Raw genomic sequence first — 22,776 nt, forward strand, 5'->3', positions numbered from 1 at the left:
ATACTGTTTGCCTTGGCGTAAATATAAAAATACTGCTATTTATTCTGAAACCTTAAAACAATTATGATTTTCTAAAGTGCAAAATCACTTTATTTAAAATATCACTTGCTACCGCTTCTTTTGCTTTTAATTCCATTGGCTCAATTTTAAAATCTTTATCAATAAAAGTAACTTTATTGGTTTCTTTTTTAAAACCAGCCCCTTCATCCTGCAAGGAATTAAGAACAATCAAATCTAAGTTTTTTTTCTGAATTTTCAGCTTAGCATTTTCAATTTCATTTTCAGTTTCAAGAGCAAATCCAATTAAAAACTGATCTTTTTTAATTGCTCCTAATGATGCTAAAATGTCTTTTGTTTTTTCGAGCTCAATTGAGAATTCGTCTGCCGCTTTTTTAATTTTCTGCGAAGCAACAACTTTCGGTTTATAATCAGCAACTGCTGCTGCTGCAATAGCAACATCAACCTCATTATAATAAGAATGACATACATCGTACATTTCTTGTGCCGAAATTACATTTATAACTTCAACCAAACCGTTGTTTGCTTTAAAATGAGTTGGACCTGCAACTAAAATGACTTGCGCTCCTAATTTTGCAGCTTCATTCGCAATATCAAAACCCATTTTTCCAGAAGAATGGTTTCCTATAAAACGCACAGGATCTATTGCTTCGTATGTCGGGCCTGCAGTAATAAGTATTTTTTTTCCTTTAAGTGGTAATTTACTTTCCAAATCAGCCTCAAGAAATGCAATAATATTTTCCGGCTCTGCCATTCTTCCTTCTCCGGACAAACCGCTGGCAAGCTCCCCATTTTCAGCAGGAATCATAACATTTCCAAACTGTTTTAAGGCAGTAAAACTTGATAAAGTAGAAGGGTGTTTGTACATATCCAGATCCATTGCAGGAGCAAAATAGACAGGACATTTAGCGGATAAATAGGTTGCAATAAGAAGATTGTCACAGTTTCCTGTAGCCATCTTAGATAATGTATTGGCAGTTGCCGGAGCAACTATCATCAAATCAGCCCAAAGACCTAATTCAACGTGATTGTTCCAAACTGCATCGTCATTATCCTGATTGAAGAAAGTAGTGTGTACAGGATTTTTTGATAACGTAGATAATGTAAGTGGCGTTACAAAATCCTTAGAAGCAGGTGTCATTATCACTTGGACATGTGCACCTGCTTTTATAAAGAGTCGTACTAATGAAGCTGTTTTATAGGCTGCAATTCCACCAGAAACTCCCAGTAAAATTTTCTTCCCGTTTAAAACTGACATTATACTATATTATTTGTTTGAACCTCTGTGGTAAGTTTTTCCGTCTAACCATTCCTGAACAGCTAAAGCGTGTGGTTTTGGTAATTTTTCGTAAAATTTAGAAACTTCAATTTGTTCTTTATTTTCAAAAACTTCTTCAAGACTGTCATTATAAGTAGCAAACTCTTCTAATTTCTCAGTTAATTCTTTTTTAATTTCAGAATTAATTTGATTTGCTCTTTTAGCCATAATGGTAATTGCTTCATACACATTTCCTGTTGGCTCTTCAATAACAGTTTTATTGTATGTTATTGTATTTACAGGAGCATTCGTCTTTTTTAAATCCATGACTTTATTTATTTAGTAAATTTTTGTAAATCTGTTTCAACTCTGGCATACATCTCATCTGCCTCTTTTTTATATTTTGTGTCGCTTTTATACTTCAATAAGTTATTATAAGCAACTTTAGCAACATTAAGACGTTCTTCCATTTTTGATGGAATACTGTTGATTGCTAGTTTATATGCTGAATCGTATTTATAGAACAATGCATCTTCTTTCAAAGGTGTTCCCGGAAAATCAGCAATAAAATTATCAAAAGCTATTAATGCAGACTTGTAATCTGAAATAGTATTGTATCCTTTAGCATTTTCATATGCTTTTTTCTCTAATTTACCATTCAGTAATTTTACAGTCTCATTTGCCTGAGCTATATATTCTGAATTTGGGTAATTATCAATAAAAGCTTGTAATTTCTCTAAAGCTTTCACAGTGTCTGCCTGATCTAAACTATAAACCGGTGCCAGTTTTGAATAGCTGTAAGCTCCTAAAAATGCAGCTTCCTGTACTTTTTCACTACGAGGATAACCTGAAACAAAACTTTCAAACTGATAACCAGCTAAATAATATTGTTTTGTTTTGTAGTAAGATTGCGAAAACATATAAAAAAGCTTTTCAGCCTGAGGTTTACCTCTATATGATGGTGCTAATTGCTCAAAAAGACGGATCGCTTTTGAATATTTTCCTGCATCATACATCTCTGTTGCCATTGCAAATTTAGCCGCAACATCTTCATTTTTCAAAGCTTTTTGGTAATCACTACAAGAACAAAAAAGGACAACAACAATTAATAGAGATACTATTTTTTTCATTTTCTTACTTTTATTATGATTTCTTAGACAATTATGCCAAAGCAAAATCACACCGAAGTTCCGGTGGCAAATTTAGTTATTAATTTAGCTACTACAAAATATTTTTTAGTATAATAAAATACCGGCAATCTTACTCTAATTTAATGCTGTTTTTAACAAATTTATTCAATCTTTCTGCCAATGATTCATCGACAGCTACCAAAGGTAAACGTACTGTATTCTCAGCAATACCAAGGGCTTGAAACACTTGTTTAATTCCGGCTGGATTTCCCTGCTCAAAAATCATATCAATACAATCTGACAAAAAGTATTGCGTTTTGAAAGCTTCATTTACTTTTCTGTTCAGGCCTAAACGTATCATTTCTGAAAATTCTTTCGGAAATCCTTGTCCAATAACGGAGATTACTCCTGCTCCACCAGCTAAAACAATTGGTAAGGCAATCATATCATCACCAGAAATTACAAGAAAATCTTTTGGTGCATTTTTTAACAATTGTAAAGCCTGAGCCATATCGCCTGCTGCTTCTTTTATTGCTACAACATTACTAAAATCGTTTGCCAGGCGAACTACAGTCGCAGGCAACATATTACTGGATGTTCTTCCCGGAACATTGTACAAAATGACCGGAATTGGAGAAGCTTCTGCAATAGCTTTAAAATGTTGGTAAATTCCTTCCTGCGTTGGTTTATTATAATAAGGAGAAACAGAAAGAATAGCTTCAAAAGCAGAAAAATCTCCTGACTTTAATTCCTCAACAATTTGCATTGTATTATTACCACCAACACCAAGAACCAAAGGCAATCTTCCTTTGTTAGTATCAATTACTGTTTTTAAAACTAACTCTTTTTCGGCTTGTGTCAAGGTAGCATTTTCTGCCGTTGTTCCCATAACAACAAGATATTCAACTCCTCCATCAATCGAAAAATTAACAATACGCTGTAAAGCTTCGATATCAACTGAAAAGTCTTTTTTAAATGGGGTTACAAGCGCAACACCAGTTCCTATTAATGATTGCATATTCTAATTTATAATTTATTTTATACTTTTTAAATACTTAAACAATTCGGAAACGAATAGTTTATAATTCCCTATTTCGGTATCAATCATCCATCGATTTAATCTTATATCGACAGAAGAAAATCCTACTTTAAACTTCGCATTTGACTTACTTGTTACCATCATTAAAATTGGTGTTTCAATTTCATAATAACTAATCAAAAGATCAAATTCTGTTTTGGCAAATTCATTTAGAAAATCTTCAGTAAAATCCCCTTTCCAATTGACATTCTTTTTACAAAAAGTAAGGTGCGAATACGTCTTTTCTTTCTCCAATTTACTTCTATACGCAACAATTTTTATGTTTTCGAAGGCAATCCCCTGAAGAACCAACTCCTTTACTAATTCCGTTGAATGACGAAATTGATTTTCATCTATCAATAAACCAATTGTTTGTACATTACTTGTAAAGACTTCGTTTTTGAGAATATGCAGGTTATTTTTTAATGATTTTTTTACAAAAAATTCCTTTATATAATTTAAAAACATAGTACTTTTACCAGATTACAAAATTAATTATTTAAGTCGCATTTAAGATGGTAAAACTAAAAAAGTATAACGGATTTTTAAAACTTTTTGTTATATTCTTAACACTTTTTTTTATATTTTCCTGCAGTCAGAAAAATTATAATTTGACGAAGATAGAAGGAAAACAGCTTCCAATAACAGAAAAAGGAAATGAAACTCCTCAAATCGAAAAATTTATCAAACCTTATCGCGATCATATTAATAAAGATTTAGACAGTGTCCTGGCTTATTGCCCTGAAACCTTAGATAAAAGTACCGGGAAATGGCAAACTACCATTGGTAATTTAATGGCCGATGTTTGTTTAGAAAAAGGTAATGTAGTTTTTAAAGCGCGTGAGAAAAAAAATATCGATCTGTGTTTGTTAAATCATGGTGGAATACGTGCTATTTTACCAAAAGGAAATGTAACTACAAGAACTGCCTTTGAAATTATGCCTTTTGAAAACAGTTTGATTGTTGTTGCTTTAAATGGTAATCAAATTCTTGATATTGCGAGTTATATTATTAAGGAGAAAAAACCACAACCTTTATCCGGAATGACTTTTACGATAGCAAAAGACAATACTGCCAAAAATATATTGATACAGGGAAAACCTGTTGATACGAATAAAACGTATTATGTAGTTACTAATGATTATTTGGCTAATGGAGGCGATAATATGAATTTCTTCCTAAAAGCTACTGATAAATTTGACCTGAATTACAAAATCAGAAATGTGCTGATTGATTATTTTAAGGAAGTTGATACTATCCCGGTCAAAAACGATGTTCGAATTACAGTCGAATAAAACATTCTTACACAAAAATTAAATTACTGCACTCAGGCAAAAAATATATACAATGAAAAGAAGAGAATTTATCGAGAAAACAGCTGCAAGTACTGCCCTATTAAGTTTAGGTTTGTCATTAAGTAGTTTTGAAACTAACGATATAAAACACTTAACTATTTTGCATACCAATGATGTTCACAGCCACATAGACCCTTTTCCGGCTGATGATCCGCGTAATGCAAATAAAGGTGGTGTATCTCGAAGAGCAGCTTTGATTGAAACTATTCGAAAGGAAAATCCGAATGTACTTTTATTAGATGCCGGCGATATTTTTCAGGGAACTCCATACTTTAATTATTATGGAGGTGAACTTGAATTTAAGTTGATGAGCATGATGAAATACGATGCGTCAACTATTGGAAATCATGATTTTGACAACGGTCTTGATGGTTTATACGCACAAATGCCACATGCCACTTTTGAATTTATCAATTCTAATTATGATTTTAAAAACACCGTGATGAACGGGCTGGTAAAACCTTACAAAATTTTCAATAAAAATGGAATTAAAGTAGGCGTTTTTGGATTAGGAATTGAACTTGATGGCTTGGTTGACAAAAAAATGTACAAAGAAACGGTGTACAACAATCCTGTAGAAGTTGCTCAGGACATGACACAATTACTAAAAAAAGATGAAAAATGTGATTTGGTTATTTGCCTCTCTCACTTAGGTTACAATTATAGAGATGACGAATCTAAAATTTGCGATTTGAAATTGGCTGAATTAACTCAAGATATTGATTTAATCATTGGCGGACATACACATACATTTCTTGACAAACCTACTATTGTAAAAAATAAGGCTGGAGAAAATGTTTTAGTGAATCAGGTGGGTTGCTACGGAATAAACTTAGGCAGAATTGATTTTTATTTTGATAAAAACAAAGCACATACTAATCAAGGAAAATCAATCATTGTATAATACTTTTCTCTGTGCTTTTGCTCTTTCAAGAAAATATTCGACCATAAAGTAATAGGCTAAAATTTGTGTTACATCACGAATTAAAACCAAAACAACTGAGTGCGAAAAATATTCATTAAAAATATAAAAGATATCTGAAAATATATAGCAGACTGCCATTAAAGACATTATTAAGGCAATGTGTGTACCTTTTGTAATATAACGTACAAAACAGAAATAACTCATAACACTAAGAACTATTCCGTAAAAAGTATAAAGTGCATTGTACTTTTTCATATTATCTGACTGTAGACTTAAAACAGAAACAAGTAAATAAACTATAAAGATTACCACTATTGAAACTGGTAAAATGTCTTTCTTACTTAATTTAACTTTTTCCCTCTCTTGGATGAAAATTTTTAAGAGAAGTAGATAAACAACCAAAAAGCTTAAAACGCCACCAATTTCAGAAACCTCAACATCCATCAAATCAAACACCTGACCTACAAAACAAAATAAAAACACAAGAGCTTCTGTTTTTCCTACTTTAGATTCATTGCTTATAAAAAAATAAAAAAATATTGCCGGCAACACTATAGCTTTTGCATAGATTGCCAAAAAATCCTGCTCTGCCCAATCAAAAATAATGGTCAACAGCAACGCCAGAAAATACAAAATCAATGACGGTTTATTCGCTTTCATTCAGTTTGTTTATAAAATCTTCCTCAGATAATATCGGAATATTTAATTTATTCGCTTTTTCTAATTTAGCCGGCCCCATATTATCTCCTGCAACAACAAAATCCGTTTTTGCAGAAATGGAACTTCCCACTTTTCCACCATTATCTTCGATTGTTTTCTTTAATTCATCTCTCGAAAACTGAGTAAAAACTCCTGAAACAACAAAAGTTTTTCCGATGAATTTTTCTGTAGCATTTGGGTTGATTTTTTCTACTATTTCAAATTGAACTCCATAACTTTTAAGGCGTTCTATTATTTTTTGATTTTCTTCATTTTCAAAAAACTCGATTACACTTCTTGCAATTCGTTCTCCAATTTCATCAACTAAAATTAATTCCATTAAAGAAGCCTTACTTAATGCATCGATATTTTTATAATGTTTGGCTAATTTTTTAGCAACAGTTTCTCCTACAAAACGAATTCCTAACGCAAATAAAACACTTTCAAACGGAATTTCTTTTGATTTCTCAACTCCATTTACCAGATTCTCAGCTGATTTCTGCGCCATTCTTTCTAAATGCAAAATATCCTCCACTTTCAATTCATACAAATCAGCATAATTATGAACTAAATTATTTTTAAAAAGTAATGCAACCGTTTCGCCACCAAGGCCTTCGATATCCATTGCTTTTCTTGAAATGTAGTGCTGAATTCTGCCAATAATCTGGGGAGGGCAGCCGTAGAAATTAGGACAATAATGATTTGCTTCACCTTCTGAACGTACCAATTCTGTCTGGCATTCCGGACAATGTGTAATATAGACTGTTTTTTCTGAATTTTCAGGACGTTGACCCAAATCGACAGCGATAATCTTAGGGATAATTTCTCCTCCTTTTTCAACAAAAACAGTATCATTTATTCTAATATCTAGTTTCTCAATTTGATCTGCATTGTGTAAGGAAGCTCTTTTTACGATCGTTCCGGCCAATTGTACTGGTTCTAAGTTTGCAACCGGAGTGATTGCTCCTGTGCGCCCAACCTGATAAGAAATTGATTTTAATTTAGTTGAAACCTGCTCTGATTTAAACTTATAAGCTATAGCCCAACGTGGTGATTTTGCAGTATATCCTAATTCTTCCTGATACTGAATACTATTGACTTTAATTACAACGCCATCCGTTTCATAAGGCAAATTATGACGATGCGTATCCCAATAATCAATAAAGTCAAAAACTTCCTGCATATTGTTTACTAATTTCGCTTCATTTGGCACTTTAAATCCCCATTTTCTGGCTGATTCCAATCCTCCAAACTGAGAAGAAAAAGGTAAATTATTCCCGGTAACAAAATACAAAAGGCATTCTAACGGGCGTTTTGCAACCTCAGCACTGTCTTGTAATTTTAAACTTCCTGAAGCTGTATTTCTCGGATTTGAATAAGGAGTTTCTCCAATCTCAATTAATTCCTGATTCATTTTTTCGAAACCCTTTAAAGGCAAAATAATTTCACCACGGATATCAAATTTATCCGGATAATTTCCTTTTAATTGTAACGGAATCGATTTTATTGTTTTAATATTATTTGTAACCTCATCTCCCTGAAAGCCATCACCGCGGGTTAATGCCTGCGTCAGTTTTCCGTTTTCATAGGTAATACTAATAGAGGCTCCATCATACTTTAATTCGCAGGTATACTCTAATTTGACATTCCCCAAAACTTTTTGAATTCGGTTTTCCCAATCGAGCAAATCTTCTTTTGAATAGGAGTTATCCAAAGAATACATGCGATATTGATGTGCAATGGTTTTAAAATTCTTGGTAACTGTACCTCCAACACGTTGTGTTGGCGAGTTTTCATCAAAAAACTCCGGACTTTTTTCTTCGAGATCCTGAAGCTGTTTTAATTTAATATCAAAATCATAATCTGAAATTGTGGCATTATCAAGCACATAATAATTGTAATTGTGCTGATTAAGTTCTTCTCGTAAAGCCTGAATTGTTTCTTGAATACTCATAAAATATTAAAATGATGCGGATTGTAATGTTGACTAACTGAATATCAAAATTAGAATTATTTTCGCTGAAAAACATCAAAAAACAAAAGTTTTAAAAAATCAAAAATCAAGCTGCAAAATGATGCAACTTGATTTTCTTCTTGTCCACTATTCTTAAAAAAGAATTAAACAAAACCAACTTCCAAATGGTTTCTTCGTTTTATATTTTAACACTGATTATCAAATAATTAGAGTACAAATATAAAGCTATTTTTGGATAATGATAAAGTCTGAACGTCTATTTAACAAATGTTCATCTTCTGTACATTTTACTCCATTTTTACATTTATTAATCAATCGGCTTTCCCCGTAGCCAATTGCACTTTCAATTCGGGACGGATCAATATCCTGTGAAACAATATAATCTCTTGTTGATTTGGCTCTGTTATCTGATAGTTTCAGGTTATAAGAATCTTTTCCTCGAGAATCTGTATGTGATTCAATCTTGATTCTGATGTTTGGAAATTTCTTCATGATAAAAACCACTTTGGTTAATTCTTCTATAGCCAGAGGCGTTATATCATACTTGTCATAATCAAAGTAAATTGGGTTAACATCTACTTTCTCGACTCCTTTTTTCTTAACAACCAGATCATCATAATTGCTCAATTCAAAATTAACATCTTTAATTTCTCCACCGTTTTCCTTAGTAGTTTCTACAGTTTTCTCGTCACTACTGTAGTTTTGTTTCGCGGCGATCATTTTAACTATTTTTCCACATGGAACCTCAATAGCATATTTACCTTCGTAATTTGTTTTGGTTTCACCAAGAATCTCACTATAAGAATTGTACGCCATAATAGAAACATCAGACAGCGGTAGTTTAGTTTTACGATCTATAGCCATACCCGAAATACTTTGATTACAAACAGGTTTGCCTTTTGTAAAAGAATAGATATCATCATCTCCTTTTCCTCCTGCTCTGTTAGAAGAAACATAACCGTAATTATCCTGGGCATCAATAACAAAAGAAAAATCATCTTTATTGCTATTAATTGGAGATCCTAAGTTTACAGGATCTGAGAAACTTCCATCAGCCAAAAGAGAGCTTTCATAAACATCCAGGTCTCCATAACCATAGTGTCCATCAGAAGAAAAATACAGCTTTCCATTACGGAAAAACGGAAAAAGATCATTTCCGATTGTATTAATCTTTGATCCCAGATTTACAGGTGAACTCATCGTACCATCGGCAGCAATTTTTACATAGTATAAATCAGTTTCACCAATTCCTCCCGGCATATCTGATGCGAAGAAAAGCCATTTTCCATCTTCACTTAAAGAAGGATGTCCAACAGAATAATCATCACTATCAAAGAAAACCTTTTGTGGATTTTCTAATTTATTATTTACGATTTCACCTTTAACAATTTGAAAATTATTCGTTTTACTTTCATCGATGACCAATTTGTTCTTTTTAACAATGTTTGTCGAATAGTAAATTGTTTTTCCACTTGCATCAAAAGATGCTGTTGCTTCATGGTATTTGGTCATTACATTCGGAAGAAATACTGTTTCATTAAACAAACTGCCATCAGCAGGATTTCTTTCTGCAGTATACAAATTTAGAAAAGGCTGATTGTTCCAGGTATACAATTTTTCACTAAACTTTGTTGTATCCCTTGCCGAAGTAAACACAATTCGATCCTGAAAAAAAGTAGCGCCAAAATCAGATTTACTTGTATTAATATCTAAATCTTTAACTGTATACAGCGATTTCGCTTTAGACAAACTATCCATTTGCTTCTTTTGAACAATGTATTTGTTTATTTCATTCTGATCTCCTTTTTTAGAAAGATATTCTTTTGTCATTTTATCTGCTTCATCATAATCCATAACACCTTTCAGTGACTGAATATAACGCAAGTAGTAAATATCCGTTAAATTATTGCCTTGAACTTCGTATAATTTTTTATACCATTTTAATGCATTTCTGGCATCTGAAATAAAATAATACGAGTCAGCAGCATTCTTTAATGTTTGGGCTGTGGGACTTTTGATGTTCTGTAAAATTTCTTCGTAAGCTTTTGAAGCATCAGCGTAAGCATAATTTCTAAACAGGGCATCGGCCTTTTTTAAATTAGTCTGAGCAAAACTAAATGTAAAACTCAAAACTAAACTTAGGATATATAATTTTTTCATAGGTTTTACTTTTAGAAGAATCGAGGGGATTTAATTTTACTTTCGCCTTTGTTAAACTGATAACGCAAAATGATTTCGTGCGATCCATCGTTGTATTTATTCAGATCGCTCACGGTGTAATCAAAAGCATATCCGATATAAAAACTTTTTGATATTTGAAAACCTGCCAGGACGCTTATAGAATCATCTGTCCTATAAGAACCACCTATTACAAATTTTTCTGCAATCATAAAATTCGCCGAAATATCAGCAGTAACCGGAGCACCAGTCACTGCTTTTACTAAAAAGGCAGGTTTGAATTTAAGATTCGGATTCAAATCAAAAACATAACCTCCCATTAAGTAGTAATGCAAACGATCGTAGTCAATCGATTCCTGTACATCATCGTAATAATTACTCTGAATAAAACTTGGAACTGATAATCCCACATACCATTTATCAGTATAATAATAAATCCCGGCTCCTACTGCTAGTTTTGCCTGATTATCGATGTTCTGATTCAACAAAACATCATTTTGATCATAATATCTCCCTTTTGACCAGTCAACATTTAACATTCTCATTCCAGCTTTTAACCCAAAGGCCAATCTTTTTTCATATCCTAAAGGAATTGAATAAGCGAAGTTTCCATCAATGTATAATTCGTTTGATGGACCAATTTTGTCATTAACGACACTTAATCCTAAACCTATTTGCTCATTTCTAAGCGGTGACTGAATAGTAAACGATTGTGTTTCTGGTGCTCCGTCAATTCCTATCCATTGTGAACGGTATAAAAGAGCTGCTTCTAAAGTGCCGGTAGATCCAGCATAAGCTGGATTTACCGCCATAGTGTTGTACATATATTGTGTGTACTCCGGATCTTGTTGTGCACTGACACAAAAAGTAATAAAAGAACATATTAAGATAAAATACGTTTCTAATGATTTTATATATAGTTTCATAACGATACTTATTTAGTTTAATTAATTAGATGATTAACATAGTTTGCTTATCTCATTATAGATAACCATCCTTTTTTAACCGTTCCGTCTCCAATGTCTATCACATAAAAATAAGTACCTGTTGGCAACATATCTCCTCTATTTATAACTCCTGATACATTGGCAGTTCCGTTCCAATCATTTTCATAATGTTGTTTGCTGTAAACTAATGCTCCATATCTATTATAAACTTTAAGTTCATTATTTGGATGTGATTCGATACAGTCAATTCTGAAAAAATCGTTCGATCCATCATTGTTTGGAGTAAACTCATTGTAAACTGTCAAACAAATAGGTTCAACAGAAACCGAAGCCGAATTGTTTGCTGCATCAACATCTAAAGGAGTTGAATTTTCAACAGTTGCAACACTTAGGTAATTACCACCTGGCAAAACTTCTGCAACAATAGTAAGTGTCGCACTCTGACCAGCATTTAGTGTTGGAATAGTCCATGTTGTCTGATCATAAACACCAGAACTTGTAGTGCTGCTTACTAAATCATATCCGCTTGGTAATAAATCACTAACGATTGTGTTTATGAAATTACCTTGTCCAACATTGTTAACAGTTACTGTAAATGTTATCTGTTCCCCAAAATTTGGAGTCGGATTACTTACTGTGTTTGTGATTGTTAAATCAGAACAAGTAGCAACAGTAACATTCAATGTTTTAGTAGTAGTTTCATCACAGTTATTAATGTAGGTAACCGTAACTTTACCCGGTCCGATATCAGACCACGAAATAGTTGCAGAACCATCGGCAGTTCCTCCACCAGAAGTAATCGTTCCATTTGTAACAGACCATACATAGTTTGATTTTCCGTTTGCAATTGAATACGTCACCCCTTGGAAAACACATGGTGTATCATCAGTAGATACAAGTGGTACTAAAGCATCATTTTCGAAATTAATTGAAACCCCTAACCTTGTAGCGCTTGTACAACCATTTGTATTGTTATTTAGGGCACCGGCATAATATGTTCCGGCTGTAAGTTGGGTATTTGCTGCTAACGGAGTTCCTCCTGTTGCAGAAGAATACCACACTACATTTGTTTCATTTACCAATATATTAGCAAGAGTTGGTAATTTTGATAAACAGAATGTTTGCGTTGTTCTTGGCGTTGTAATGACTGCAGGCGTATTTACATTTACCACAACTGCTAATCGTACCAGATTTTCACAATTTACTGCACTTGAAACAACTCCATAATAAGTACCCGTAACTAAAGCCGTTGTTGCAGGCAATGCTGTCCCACCTGTAGCTGTACTATACCAAATTACATTTGCTTCATTAACCTGAATATTTGCAATTGTTGGTGCATTTAATGTACAGAAGTTTTGAATTGCAGAATTTGTAGTTGGTGTTGCTGCAGGATTTACAATCGTTACGGCAACCTGCAAACGAGTTGCACTTTTACATCCTGTTGTTGCTTCTGTAATTTCACCATAATAGATTCCAGAAGTTAATAGTGTGTTAGATGGAATTGCGATTCCTCCTGTCGCACTAGTAAACCAACTTACATTGCTTTCGTTTACCTGAATATTGGCAACAGTTGCAGCGTTGTTTATACAAAAACTCTGCGCTGCGCTATTTGTTGTTGGGTTATTTGAATTTCCAACAGTCACTGTTACTTTAAGTCTGACACTACTTTCACAACCGGTAGTTGCATCTTTTAATGCTGCAAAATAATCTCCATTTACTAACGCTGCAGTTGGAGCAATTGCTGTTCCTCCAGTAGCCGAACTATACCAAATGATATTGCTCTCGTTAACCTGAATATTAGCAACAATTGGGCTATTTCCTGAACAGAAAACCTGAGTAAGAGCAGTTGTTGTTGGTGTAGTCGGATCAGTTACACTAATAGTAACTTGCAATCTTGTTACACTTTCACATCCTGATACAGGATCTTTTATCGCTGCAAAATAAGTTCCGCTTGTCAACGCAGTAGCAGAAGGAATTAAATTTCCTCCGGTCAGCGCTGTATACCAAACTATGTTTGCCTGATTAAATTGAACACTTGCAAAGGTTGGCGCGTTTACTAAACAGAAGTTTTGTGTTCCTGCATTTACTAGTGTCGGTGTTCCTGGATCTGTAACGCTAATCGTTACTGATAATCTTGCCGCACTTTCGCATCCTGATACCGGATCTTTTAGTACTGCAAAATAAGTTCCGCTTGTCAATGCTGTAGTTGATGGAATTAAATTTCCACTGCTTAAAGCATCGTACCAAACAATATTGGTCTGATTAAATTGAACACTTGCAAATGTTGGCGCATTTAACAAACAGAAATTTTGTGTTCCTGCATTTACTAGTGTCGGTGTTCCCGGATCTGTAACGCTAATTGTTACTGATAATCTGGCTGCACTTTCGCAAGTAGTAGTCGGATCTTTTAGTACTGCAAAGTAATTTCCGCTTGTCAACGCTGTAGTAGAAGGAATTATATTTCCACCGCTTAAGGCATCGTACCAAACAATATTGGTCTGATTAAATTGAACACTTGCAAAAGTTGGTGAATTTACCAAGCAGAAGTTTTGTGTTCCTGCATTTACTAGTGTCGGTGTTCCTGGATCTGTAACGCTGATCGTTACTGATAATCTGGCCGCACTTTCACATCCTGATACAGGATCTTTTATCGCTGCAAAATAAGTTCCGCTGGTCAATGCTGTAGCAGAAGGAATTACATTTCCACCGGATAAGGCATCATACCAAATTATATTTGCCTGATTAAATTGAACACTTGCAAATGTTGGTGCGTTTACTAAACAGAAGTTTTGTGTTCCTGCATTTACTAGTGTCGGTGTTCCTGGATCTGTAACGCTGATCGTTACTGATAATCTTGCCGCACTTTCGCATCCTGATACCGGATCTTTTAGTACTGCAAAATAAGTTCCGCTTGTCAACGCTGTAGTAGAAGGAATTATATTTCCACCGCTTAAAGCATCGTACCAAACAATATTGGTCTGATTAAATTGAACACTTGCAAATGTTGGTGCATTTACCAAACAGAAATTTTGTGTTCCTGCTGTTACCAAAGTTGGTGTTCCAGGATCGGTTACGTTAATTACAATAGCCAATCTAACATTACTTTCACAAGTAGTGGTCGGATCTTTGATAGCAGCATAATATGTTCCAGTTGTTAATGCTGTAGTTGATGGAATTAAGTTTCCACCAGTCAACGCATCATACCAAACAATATTTGTGGCAGGAGTTACGTCGATTGTTGCGAATGTTGGAGCATCAATCAGACAGAAATCCTGAGTAGTTTTGGTAATTATTGGTGTTCCAGGATCGGTTACATTAATCGTGATCGCTAATCTAACTTTACTTTCACAAGTTGTTGTCGGATCTTTGATAGCAGCATAATATGTTCCAGTTGTTAATGCTGTAGCTGATGTAATTAAATTTCCACCAGTCAACGCATCATACCAAACAATGTTTGTAGCCGGAGTTACATCAATTGTTGCAAATGTTGGTTTATCAACTAAACAGAAATCCTGAGTAGTTTTGGTAATTACAGGTGTTCCCGGATCGGTTACATTAATCGTGATCGCTAATCTAACTTTACTTTCACAAGTTGTTGTCGGATCTTTGATAGCAGCATAATATGTTCCAGTTGTTAATGCTGTAGTTGATGGAATTAAATTTCCACCAGTCAACGCATCATACCAAACAATATTCGTGGCTGGAGTTACGTCAATTGTTGCAAATGTTGGCGCATCAATCAAACAAAAATCCTGAGTAGTTTTAGTAATTACAGGTGTTCCCGGATCGTTTACATTAATTACAATAGCCAATCTAACATTACTTTCACAAGTAGTGGTCGGATCTTTGATAGCAGCATAATATGTTCCAGTTGTTAATGCTGTAGTTGATGGAATTAAGTTTCCGCCAGTTAATGCATCATACCAAACAATATTTGTAGCTGGAGTTACGTCGATTGTTGCGAATGTTGGAGCATCAATCAGACAGAAATCCTGAGTAGTTTTGGTTATTATTGGTGTTCCAGAATCGGTTACATTAATCGTGATTGCTAATCTAACTTTACTTTCACAAGTTGTTGTCGGATCTTTGATAGCAGCATAATATGTTCCAGTTGTTAATGCTGTAGTTGATGGAATTAAGTTTCCTCCAGTCAACGCATCATACCAAACAATATTTGTAGCCGGAGTTACGTCTATTGTTGCAAATGTTGGTTTATCAACTAAACAGAAATCCTGAGTAGTTTTGGTAATTACAGGTGTTCCCGGATCGGTTACAGTTACAGTTACTAATAATCGAACTGAACTTTCACAACTGGTAGCCGGATCTAAAATTGCTGCATAATAAGGGCCATTTGCTAATGCTGCTGTAGTTGCTAATGCTGTTCCTCCTGTTGATACATTGTACCAAACTACATTCGCCTCATTTACCTGAAGATTTGCAACCGTTGGATTACTTACCAAACAGAAATCTTGTGTTGGATCATTAGTCGTTGGTGTAGCAGGATCATTAACAATTACAGTTGCTGCTTTAAGTTCGCCATTTTTATTCTGACATGTATTATCGCTAGTAACAGCTACATAATAAGTAATAGGGCTCATTGCGGTTGTTAATCCTGAAGCTGTTAATGCTCCGGTAGAACTAATTGTATAAGTTACTCCTCCAATTACTCCGTTAAAAATTGGCTGCGTTTTATTAGCATCTAAATACCAGAAAAACACGGGATTTGTTAAAGAACTTGTTGGTGTCAACACAGCATCTGTATCATGACAAATACTAGCATTGTCTACTATAATATCAGTTTCAAGTGAAGTTGGTAAAATCGTGAATGTTACCTGTTTTCTATCAGCTTCCATAGTTTCACAATACTCATCTGAGCTAACTCCCACATAATAAGTATATGTTCCAGGAACTAATCCTGTCAATACTAATTTAGAAGTTGTTTCGCCAGCGACAGCCACACTTGTTGTGCCATCAAATTTATACCAGTGATATATCGGATTAGTTAGTACAGGTGTAGTGTTTAAAACTGCATCTAAGGTTACTTTTCCATCTTCGGCACAAATTACAGTATTATTTCCTCCGTTTATAGTAACATTTGCTATTGCGCTTGCTGGCGTTGTTGCTCTTACTACTACAGTAACTTCACCTCTTTCAAGAGCAGGACAACCGTAGCGAATTGGTTGAATGTAATATTTATAAGTACCAGCAGCTAATGATGCAGGAAGTGTATACGTTTGACCTGTAGCAACTTGATTTCCTCCTGTTGGAGAATCATACCAAGCATAATTCGCGCAAGCTTTTGGCGGAACCGTGAGCGTTATATCTGCGCCGGGGCAGACCGTGATTTTATTATCAGGATCACTGCCAATAACTTTGGTATTAGTTACACGATCAATTGTATGAACTCTAAGCTGATCTAAAACACTTGCAACTCCTCCAAAAGTGATTACAACTTTGTCGTACGGCTGTGTTTGAGGTGCAACGATTGTCATTGCCATTGTATCTCCTGAAAGTAATTTTAAAGTCAATAAACTGCTTGTATTTTGTATTGGCGCACCAACTGCAATATTTCCTGAATAAAGCTGGATCGTGAATCCTGTAAGCAAATTAAGATTTAAAATTGTTCCTGGTTTTGAAATAGTAATTCTTAAACTGTCACCAACCATAGATGGTGTTCTAAACTTAGTCGTAAGTTCAGCGGCAGCAAGTACACCTACTCCACTAAACATTGTTGCATAAGTAGCAACATCTCCGTCAGCAACATTCCAGGCATTAGAAACACCTACAGTAGCTGTTAATGCTCCAACTCCTAAATCTCTTACTCCATAAAAAAGATCTTCAATATCACCTTTTCCACAAGAAATTTGAGTTACTTGTTTACTATAATGAGCATCATAAACATTGATATTTTGTGCAAGACTAAGAACAGATCCTAATTGTACTCTTATACCATCATAATCCTGAGGTCCTGAAGTATTAGAAGGTACAAATGTAAATTCAAATGAATTTTGACCCGGCAATAAGTTCAGTAATGATCCTGAAGCCGATTGTAAAGTTCCAATATCAATTGGATTATTTAAACCATTGCGTTTAGTACCTATTACAGAAATACTTTGTCCAACTGCAACTGCGCTATTAGCTAAGCCTAATTTTACTGTTACAGGAGTACCTTTTGCAATAGTTGTTGGCCATTGTAAATTTTGCCATGTAGTTCCAATGCCTAAAAGTCCTAAACCTGTAGTTATTGTAGAAAATGTACTTGGATCACCATCTACAGCCAAAGGTCCGCTTGTTACTCCACCAGTAATAATTGAACCTGATAACTCTGTAGTAGCATAAACTCTTTCGAATAATGGATCACAAGTCGCAGGATCTATAACACTAATAGTAACTGTCTGGCTAGTGGTACAAGTTCCAAGAGTGGCAATTACTGTATAAGTATAAACACCTACAGTATTAAGAATTCCGGTATTATTTGTTGGTAAAACATTCCCCTGAGGTCCGTACCAAGTAATTGTTCCGTTTGATGTTGCAGCTAATGCAACTGAAGTTCCTGGTGTAACTGCTATCGAATTTGTTACTCCTGTTAACGTTGGTAATGGATTAATTGTAACTGTTACTGGTAATTTTATCGAAGGACAATCAATACCCGTAGTTTGAGCCTGAATTGAATAAATTCCGTTAACAGTAATATTTGCCGCAGCTACATCTGTTATTGGATTATTTGAAGGATCAAAGAAAGTATAAGTTGTATTTCCCGATGTATCAAAATTTGCAATAGCATCTTTTAGATTTGCTTTAGCACAACCAGCCAAAGTTGGCGTAACTGTTAAAGCCGAACCTGCCGGATAATTTACGACAACTGCTTTTAAAGTTCCGTTTACATTCTCACATACACCTCCGTTAAGAACAGAAACATAATAAGTATAAGGAGCATTTGCAGCAATAAGTCCACTAATAGTTAAAGCACCTGTTGTAGCGTCTTTAACATAAGTTACTCCGCCAACAGTTCCTGATGTAATCTCAACTGTTTTATTTTGATCTGTATAATATTTAAATGTCGCTCCAGCTAAAGCCGATGTTGGAGCCAATACAATACCTCCGGCACAAGAAGCCGTCAAAGGACTTGCAATTGTAATATTTGCATCCGTTGGAATATCTAATACATTAACCGTAACAGCTTGACGAACACTGTTTACACATCCGGCACGAGTTCCTTCTAAATAATAAGTTTTAGTAGCAGTCAACGGAAGAGTTGGACTTACAGCCACTATATTTCCTCCAGTAGGAGCATCATACCAAGTAAATGTTTCCGTTCCTGTAGAAGATGCAGATAATGTAGCAGTTCCTCCTGCACAAATTGGCGCTGTCGCTCCTGTTATTGTTGCATTTGGAAATCTATAAGAAGCGCCATAAATATTCAAAGTAGTTAATAAAGTAGCTAAACCATTTCCTATACGAATTTCAAGTTTATCAAATGCTGCTGTTGCAGTAAAGCTGGCTTTAAATTTATTTCCTGACAATAATTGTACATTTAATAAATTATTGTTAAGCAAGACTCTGTCATTATTAAAAGTGACCCCATTATAGGTTGCCAAACTAATCCCTCCTCCCAGTAATGAAAGATCAGCAAGACCTCCTGGCAAATCTAATTCAACATCAATGATATCTCCTGCCTGACCAGGTGTAGGAAAAGTAAGTTGTTGTTGTATATATGCACCGGCTGCCGCAACAGGAGTAAAAAGAGTTGCTGCTGTATTTATATTTCCATCTACAGAATTATTTGGATTAGTAGAAGTACATAACAAACATAACAAACCATCTGTAGATGTTACCTGTGCATTAGGTTGTAAACAGCTACTAACCGTACTAATTACCACAACATTAATTACAGCTCTTGTACTGCTGGGACAATCAGATGATAAATCTCTTGCCTCAACATAAAATGTTTTATTTGCAGTTAAAACCGGATTAGGTATATAAGTACTGCTTCCAGTTCCTTGCAAAAGATTTCCTCCCGTTGGAGCATCATACCACATATATGAAAATCCCGGATTATTCGTAACTGCCAACATCACACTTTGACCTGACTGAATAATAACATTTGAAGATACAGGAACAGGTGCCGCAGGCAATGGGTTAACAGTTACAGGTACCGGAGTACGAGTTGCACTTACACAATTTCCAATAACTGCTTCAACATGATAAGTCAAAGAAGTAGTCAAACTTGGAGTTGTAAAAGAAGTACCCGTAAACAATAAATTTCCACCAGCAGATTCATCATACCAATTATAGGTTGTCCCTGAAACCGGATTTTGAATCGCTAAAGTAGTTGTCTCTCCACTACATAAATTTACCGGAGTAGCAACAACTGTCGATGGTGCCAAAGGATTATTCACAGTAACCAGAATAGGATTTCTTTCACTATTTACACAACCATTCCGAGTAAGTTCTACGTAATAAGTTGTATTAGCAGTCAATGCTGGTGTTGTATAAGATGGTGTACTAACCAATAAGTTTCCGCCTGTTAAAGCATCATACCATTTTATAGTATCCCCTAAATTTGTAACAGTTGTTAAGGTAGTAGTCAATCCACCACAAATTGGAGTACTGTTACCAGTTATAGTTGGCGCTTTATATCTATAAGTTGCCTGATAAATATCTAAATTGGTTAAGGCAGTAACCAAACCACCCAATCTAATTTCGACACGATCAAAATTGGCACCAGCAACAATACTGGCTCTAAAGCGATTTCCTGATAATAATTGCAGAGTCACCAAAGCATTATTATTAGTAGAAACTCTGTCATTATTATAAGTAGCTCCATTGTAAGTGGCTAAACTCACAGCTCCTAATAACGAAAGATCGGCAATACCACCCGGCAAAGCCAATACTACATCTACAATATCACCTGCTTTTCCAGGATTATTAAATTGTAACGTTTGCTGAATATATCCGTTTAATAAACCAACCGGAAGAGTAAGTCTCGCCGCGGTATTAATATCTCCATCTACAGAATTATTTGGAGTTGTAGAAGAACAAAGCAAACAAAGTCCGTTTTGAGTTGTTTGTTGACTATTCGCTTCCAGACAACCTCCTAACGCAGCAGGTAAAACTGTTACAGGAACAGCAACTCTTGTAGCGCTAACACAACCACCAATAGTATTGCGTGACTCAACATAATAGGTTTTACTCGCAGTTAAAATTGGAGTTGTAAAAGTATTAGAATCTCCTAATAATTTTACTCCGCCTGTAGGTACATCGTACCAGTCTAACGCAACATTTGCCTCAGTCGTTGAGGCACTTAAATTTGCATTTTGTCCGGATATAATTGTTACACTTTGTGTCAGTATCGATGCAAGCGCAGGAACCGGAGTTGATGTCACAGTAACCTGAGTTCGTGCCGATTTACAAGTACCAATAGAAGCTTCTACATAAAAATCAGTCGCTCCTGTTGGGACAGATGGCGTATAAGTGCTACCTGTTGCTAAAGCTACACCTGCATTTGGCACATTATACCAGGAATATATAGTTCCGGGTACCGGACTAATTACTGATAATGTAGTTGCCTGAGTTGCACCCGCAGAACAAATCGCTGTGCCTGGAGTACTAATTGTGGGCTGTACAGGATTGATAACATTTATTGTAACAGGTAATCGATCACTGCTTTCGCAACCTGCAACTCTCGAAGTACTAACATAATAAGTAGTTGTAGCTGTCAGGTTTGGCGTAGTAAATGTAGCAACATTAGAAAGTGCTGTAGTAGATGTCGGAGAATCATACCAGGCAACCGTTGTTCCTGCTGCTGCAGTTGCTGTAAGCGCTACAGATTGCCCCGAACATACAGATTGTGTTTCTCCTCCAACAATTGTTGGTTTTGCAAATTGCAAACGCACATCATAAATTCTTAAATTTACCAGTACTGCCAAAAGCCCTCCAGATTGAATTTGAATCTGATTGGCATCTCCCGGCAATGTGTATTTTATTACTGCCGAATTAGTCGCAGATAATAATTGAAGATTCAGTAACGAATTATTCATCGCAACCGCACCACCAACATCAGTTGAGCCATTTTTTGCCTGGATAGTTGCGTTTGACAATAAACCAACATCTAACACTCCATTTCCTTCACCAAAATAGATAACTATTTGGTCTCCTGCTTTTGCAGTCTGATTAAAATGTAATGTTTCCTGAGCAAAACAAGCCAAACCAAGCGTGTTTGTAATCGATGCATAAGTTGTCATACTAGTATCGAACGCATTGGTTGGATTCGTAACACTCATTCCTACACATAAAAGACCACCAGTACTATTGGTCTGGGAGTCTGGTCTACAAAAAGTTTGCGCAAAGTTTTTACTGCAAAAAAGCAACAAAAACAACAAACCAAATAATCTCTTCTTTACGATGAGATCATAAAAAGTAAATTTTTTTTTCATAATTTGGAAGATTAGAAAATGGACAATAAAATACCTGTTGCGATAAGCACGTATGCTTAGGCAATTTTAAAAAACGTTAATAATCAGCTACTTAAAATGAAATTTAAAATACTAGTCGACTGTTAATTTAAATTTCATTTCATTAAAAAATGTTGCGTATACGGAAGCATACAAAGACCACTTCTTGTTCCTTCGAATAAAAAATGTCTTAAAAATTTTGTGGAATATTGATATGAATCAATTTCCGGATAAATGGAGTGATTTGTTGTTAGGTTAATTTCCTGAAAGAAAATCTATGTTTTAAAGTAGAATTTGGGGAAATTCTATTAAATATTGTGAGTATGTTTCAATCGATAAAGTGTTGATTAGACAATCTATCTTTAATTTAAAAAATTTGAGAGATTCGAAAACTTTTGAAACATTATTTAAATGCTAAGGATTATCAAAAAAAAAATATGACATTACCTTTTATAAACAAAACCGCAGACTGGGGTTTGTAAATAAAAAGCTGACATAATGTTGGTTTTTTTGAAAAACGTTGATAGTGAAATTAAAATTTGCTTTTTGAATACGCTTAATTTTATCTAAAGAAATAAAAAATAAAGCTAAAATAATTTGAAGACCTAATGCAAATTTGATAAGTAGAGTAACTGTCAATTCCATAAGCAAATTAATTAAGTTATTTTAAAAAACTTTAAACTCTAAATGAAATAAAAACTAATTACATTTTCTTTCCAAAAAAAGAAACAAAATTTTAAGCCTTATAAGCATTTTGTG

The 22,776-nt window shown here is 34.7% G+C and carries 12 protein-coding genes; 2 read left to right on the forward strand and 10 right to left on the reverse strand.

Going from position 1 to position 22,776, the window contains the following annotated elements; translation table 11 throughout:
• Window positions 1-61 precede the first annotated feature (61 nt).
• The 5 genes from coaBC to B0A65_RS21770 form a co-directional block, all read right to left on the reverse strand.
• Complete coding sequence (gene coaBC, locus B0A65_RS21750; RefSeq protein ID WP_074657546.1) at window positions 62-1,276, reverse strand: bifunctional phosphopantothenoylcysteine decarboxylase/phosphopantothenate--cysteine ligase CoaBC; 1,215 nt, start codon at window positions 1,274-1,276, stop codon at window positions 62-64.
• Between the two features lie 9 nt (window positions 1,277-1,285).
• Complete coding sequence (locus tag B0A65_RS21755; RefSeq protein ID WP_007807938.1) at window positions 1,286-1,603, reverse strand: DNA-directed RNA polymerase subunit omega; 318 nt, start codon at window positions 1,601-1,603, stop codon at window positions 1,286-1,288.
• A gap of 8 nt (window positions 1,604-1,611) precedes the next feature.
• The gene (locus tag B0A65_RS21760) at window positions 1,612-2,406 is read right to left on the reverse strand and encodes an outer membrane protein assembly factor BamD (protein WP_074657543.1); all 795 of its coding nucleotides are present in this window, start codon (window positions 2,404-2,406) and stop codon (window positions 1,612-1,614) included.
• Between the two features lie 130 nt (window positions 2,407-2,536).
• The gene (gene dapA, locus B0A65_RS21765; RefSeq protein ID WP_074657541.1) at window positions 2,537-3,424 is read right to left on the reverse strand and encodes a 4-hydroxy-tetrahydrodipicolinate synthase; all 888 of its coding nucleotides are present in this window, start codon (window positions 3,422-3,424) and stop codon (window positions 2,537-2,539) included.
• Window positions 3,425-3,439: 15 nt separating this feature from the next.
• Window positions 3,440-3,952 (reverse strand): DUF6913 domain-containing protein, encoded by a 513-nt coding sequence (locus tag B0A65_RS21770; protein ID WP_074657538.1) that lies wholly within the window; start codon window positions 3,950-3,952, stop codon window positions 3,440-3,442.
• 47 nt (window positions 3,953-3,999) lie between these two features.
• On the opposite strand from B0A65_RS21770, the gene B0A65_RS21775 reads away from it, so the two are divergent.
• A complete protein-coding gene (locus B0A65_RS21775) occupies window positions 4,000-4,779 on the forward strand; it encodes a 5'-nucleotidase C-terminal domain-containing protein (RefSeq protein WP_074657536.1) in 780 nt (259 codons plus the stop codon).
• Window positions 4,780-4,831: 52 nt separating this feature from the next.
• Window positions 4,832-5,743 carry a bifunctional metallophosphatase/5'-nucleotidase gene (locus tag B0A65_RS21780; RefSeq protein ID WP_074657533.1) on the forward strand — a complete coding sequence of 304 codons (912 nt, stop codon included), beginning with the start codon at window positions 4,832-4,834 and terminating at the stop codon, window positions 5,741-5,743.
• On the opposite strand, the gene B0A65_RS21785 is transcribed toward B0A65_RS21780, so the two are convergent.
• From B0A65_RS21785 to B0A65_RS21805, 5 genes are all read right to left on the reverse strand, one after another.
• Window positions 5,729-6,424, reverse strand: a complete 696-nt coding sequence (locus B0A65_RS21785; RefSeq protein WP_074657530.1) for a lysoplasmalogenase family protein — start codon at window positions 6,422-6,424, stop codon at window positions 5,729-5,731. The genes B0A65_RS21780 and B0A65_RS21785 overlap by 15 nt on opposite strands.
• Window positions 6,411-8,417: an NAD-dependent DNA ligase LigA gene (gene ligA, locus B0A65_RS21790; protein ID WP_074657528.1), complete on the reverse strand. Its 2,007-nt coding sequence runs from the start codon at window positions 8,415-8,417 to the stop codon at window positions 6,411-6,413. Before ligA ends, B0A65_RS21785 begins: the two co-directional genes overlap by 14 nt.
• A gap of 246 nt (window positions 8,418-8,663) precedes the next feature.
• On the reverse strand, window positions 8,664-10,598 hold the full coding sequence (locus tag B0A65_RS21795) for an OmpA family protein (RefSeq protein ID WP_074657526.1): 1,935 nt from the start codon (window positions 10,596-10,598) through the stop codon (window positions 8,664-8,666).
• An 11-nt stretch (window positions 10,599-10,609) separates the two neighbouring features.
• Window positions 10,610-11,542, reverse strand: a complete 933-nt coding sequence (locus B0A65_RS21800; protein WP_074657522.1) for a PorP/SprF family type IX secretion system membrane protein — start codon at window positions 11,540-11,542, stop codon at window positions 10,610-10,612.
• A 47-nt stretch (window positions 11,543-11,589) separates the two neighbouring features.
• A complete protein-coding gene (locus B0A65_RS21805) occupies window positions 11,590-21,999 on the reverse strand; it encodes an Ig-like domain-containing protein (protein ID WP_074657519.1) in 10,410 nt (3,469 codons plus the stop codon).
• Window positions 22,000-22,776: the final 777 nt, after the last annotated feature.

The sequence above is a fragment of the Flavobacterium frigidimaris genome (genome assembly GCF_002217275.1).
Lineage (GTDB): Bacteria > Bacteroidota > Bacteroidia > Flavobacteriales > Flavobacteriaceae > Flavobacterium > Flavobacterium aquidurense.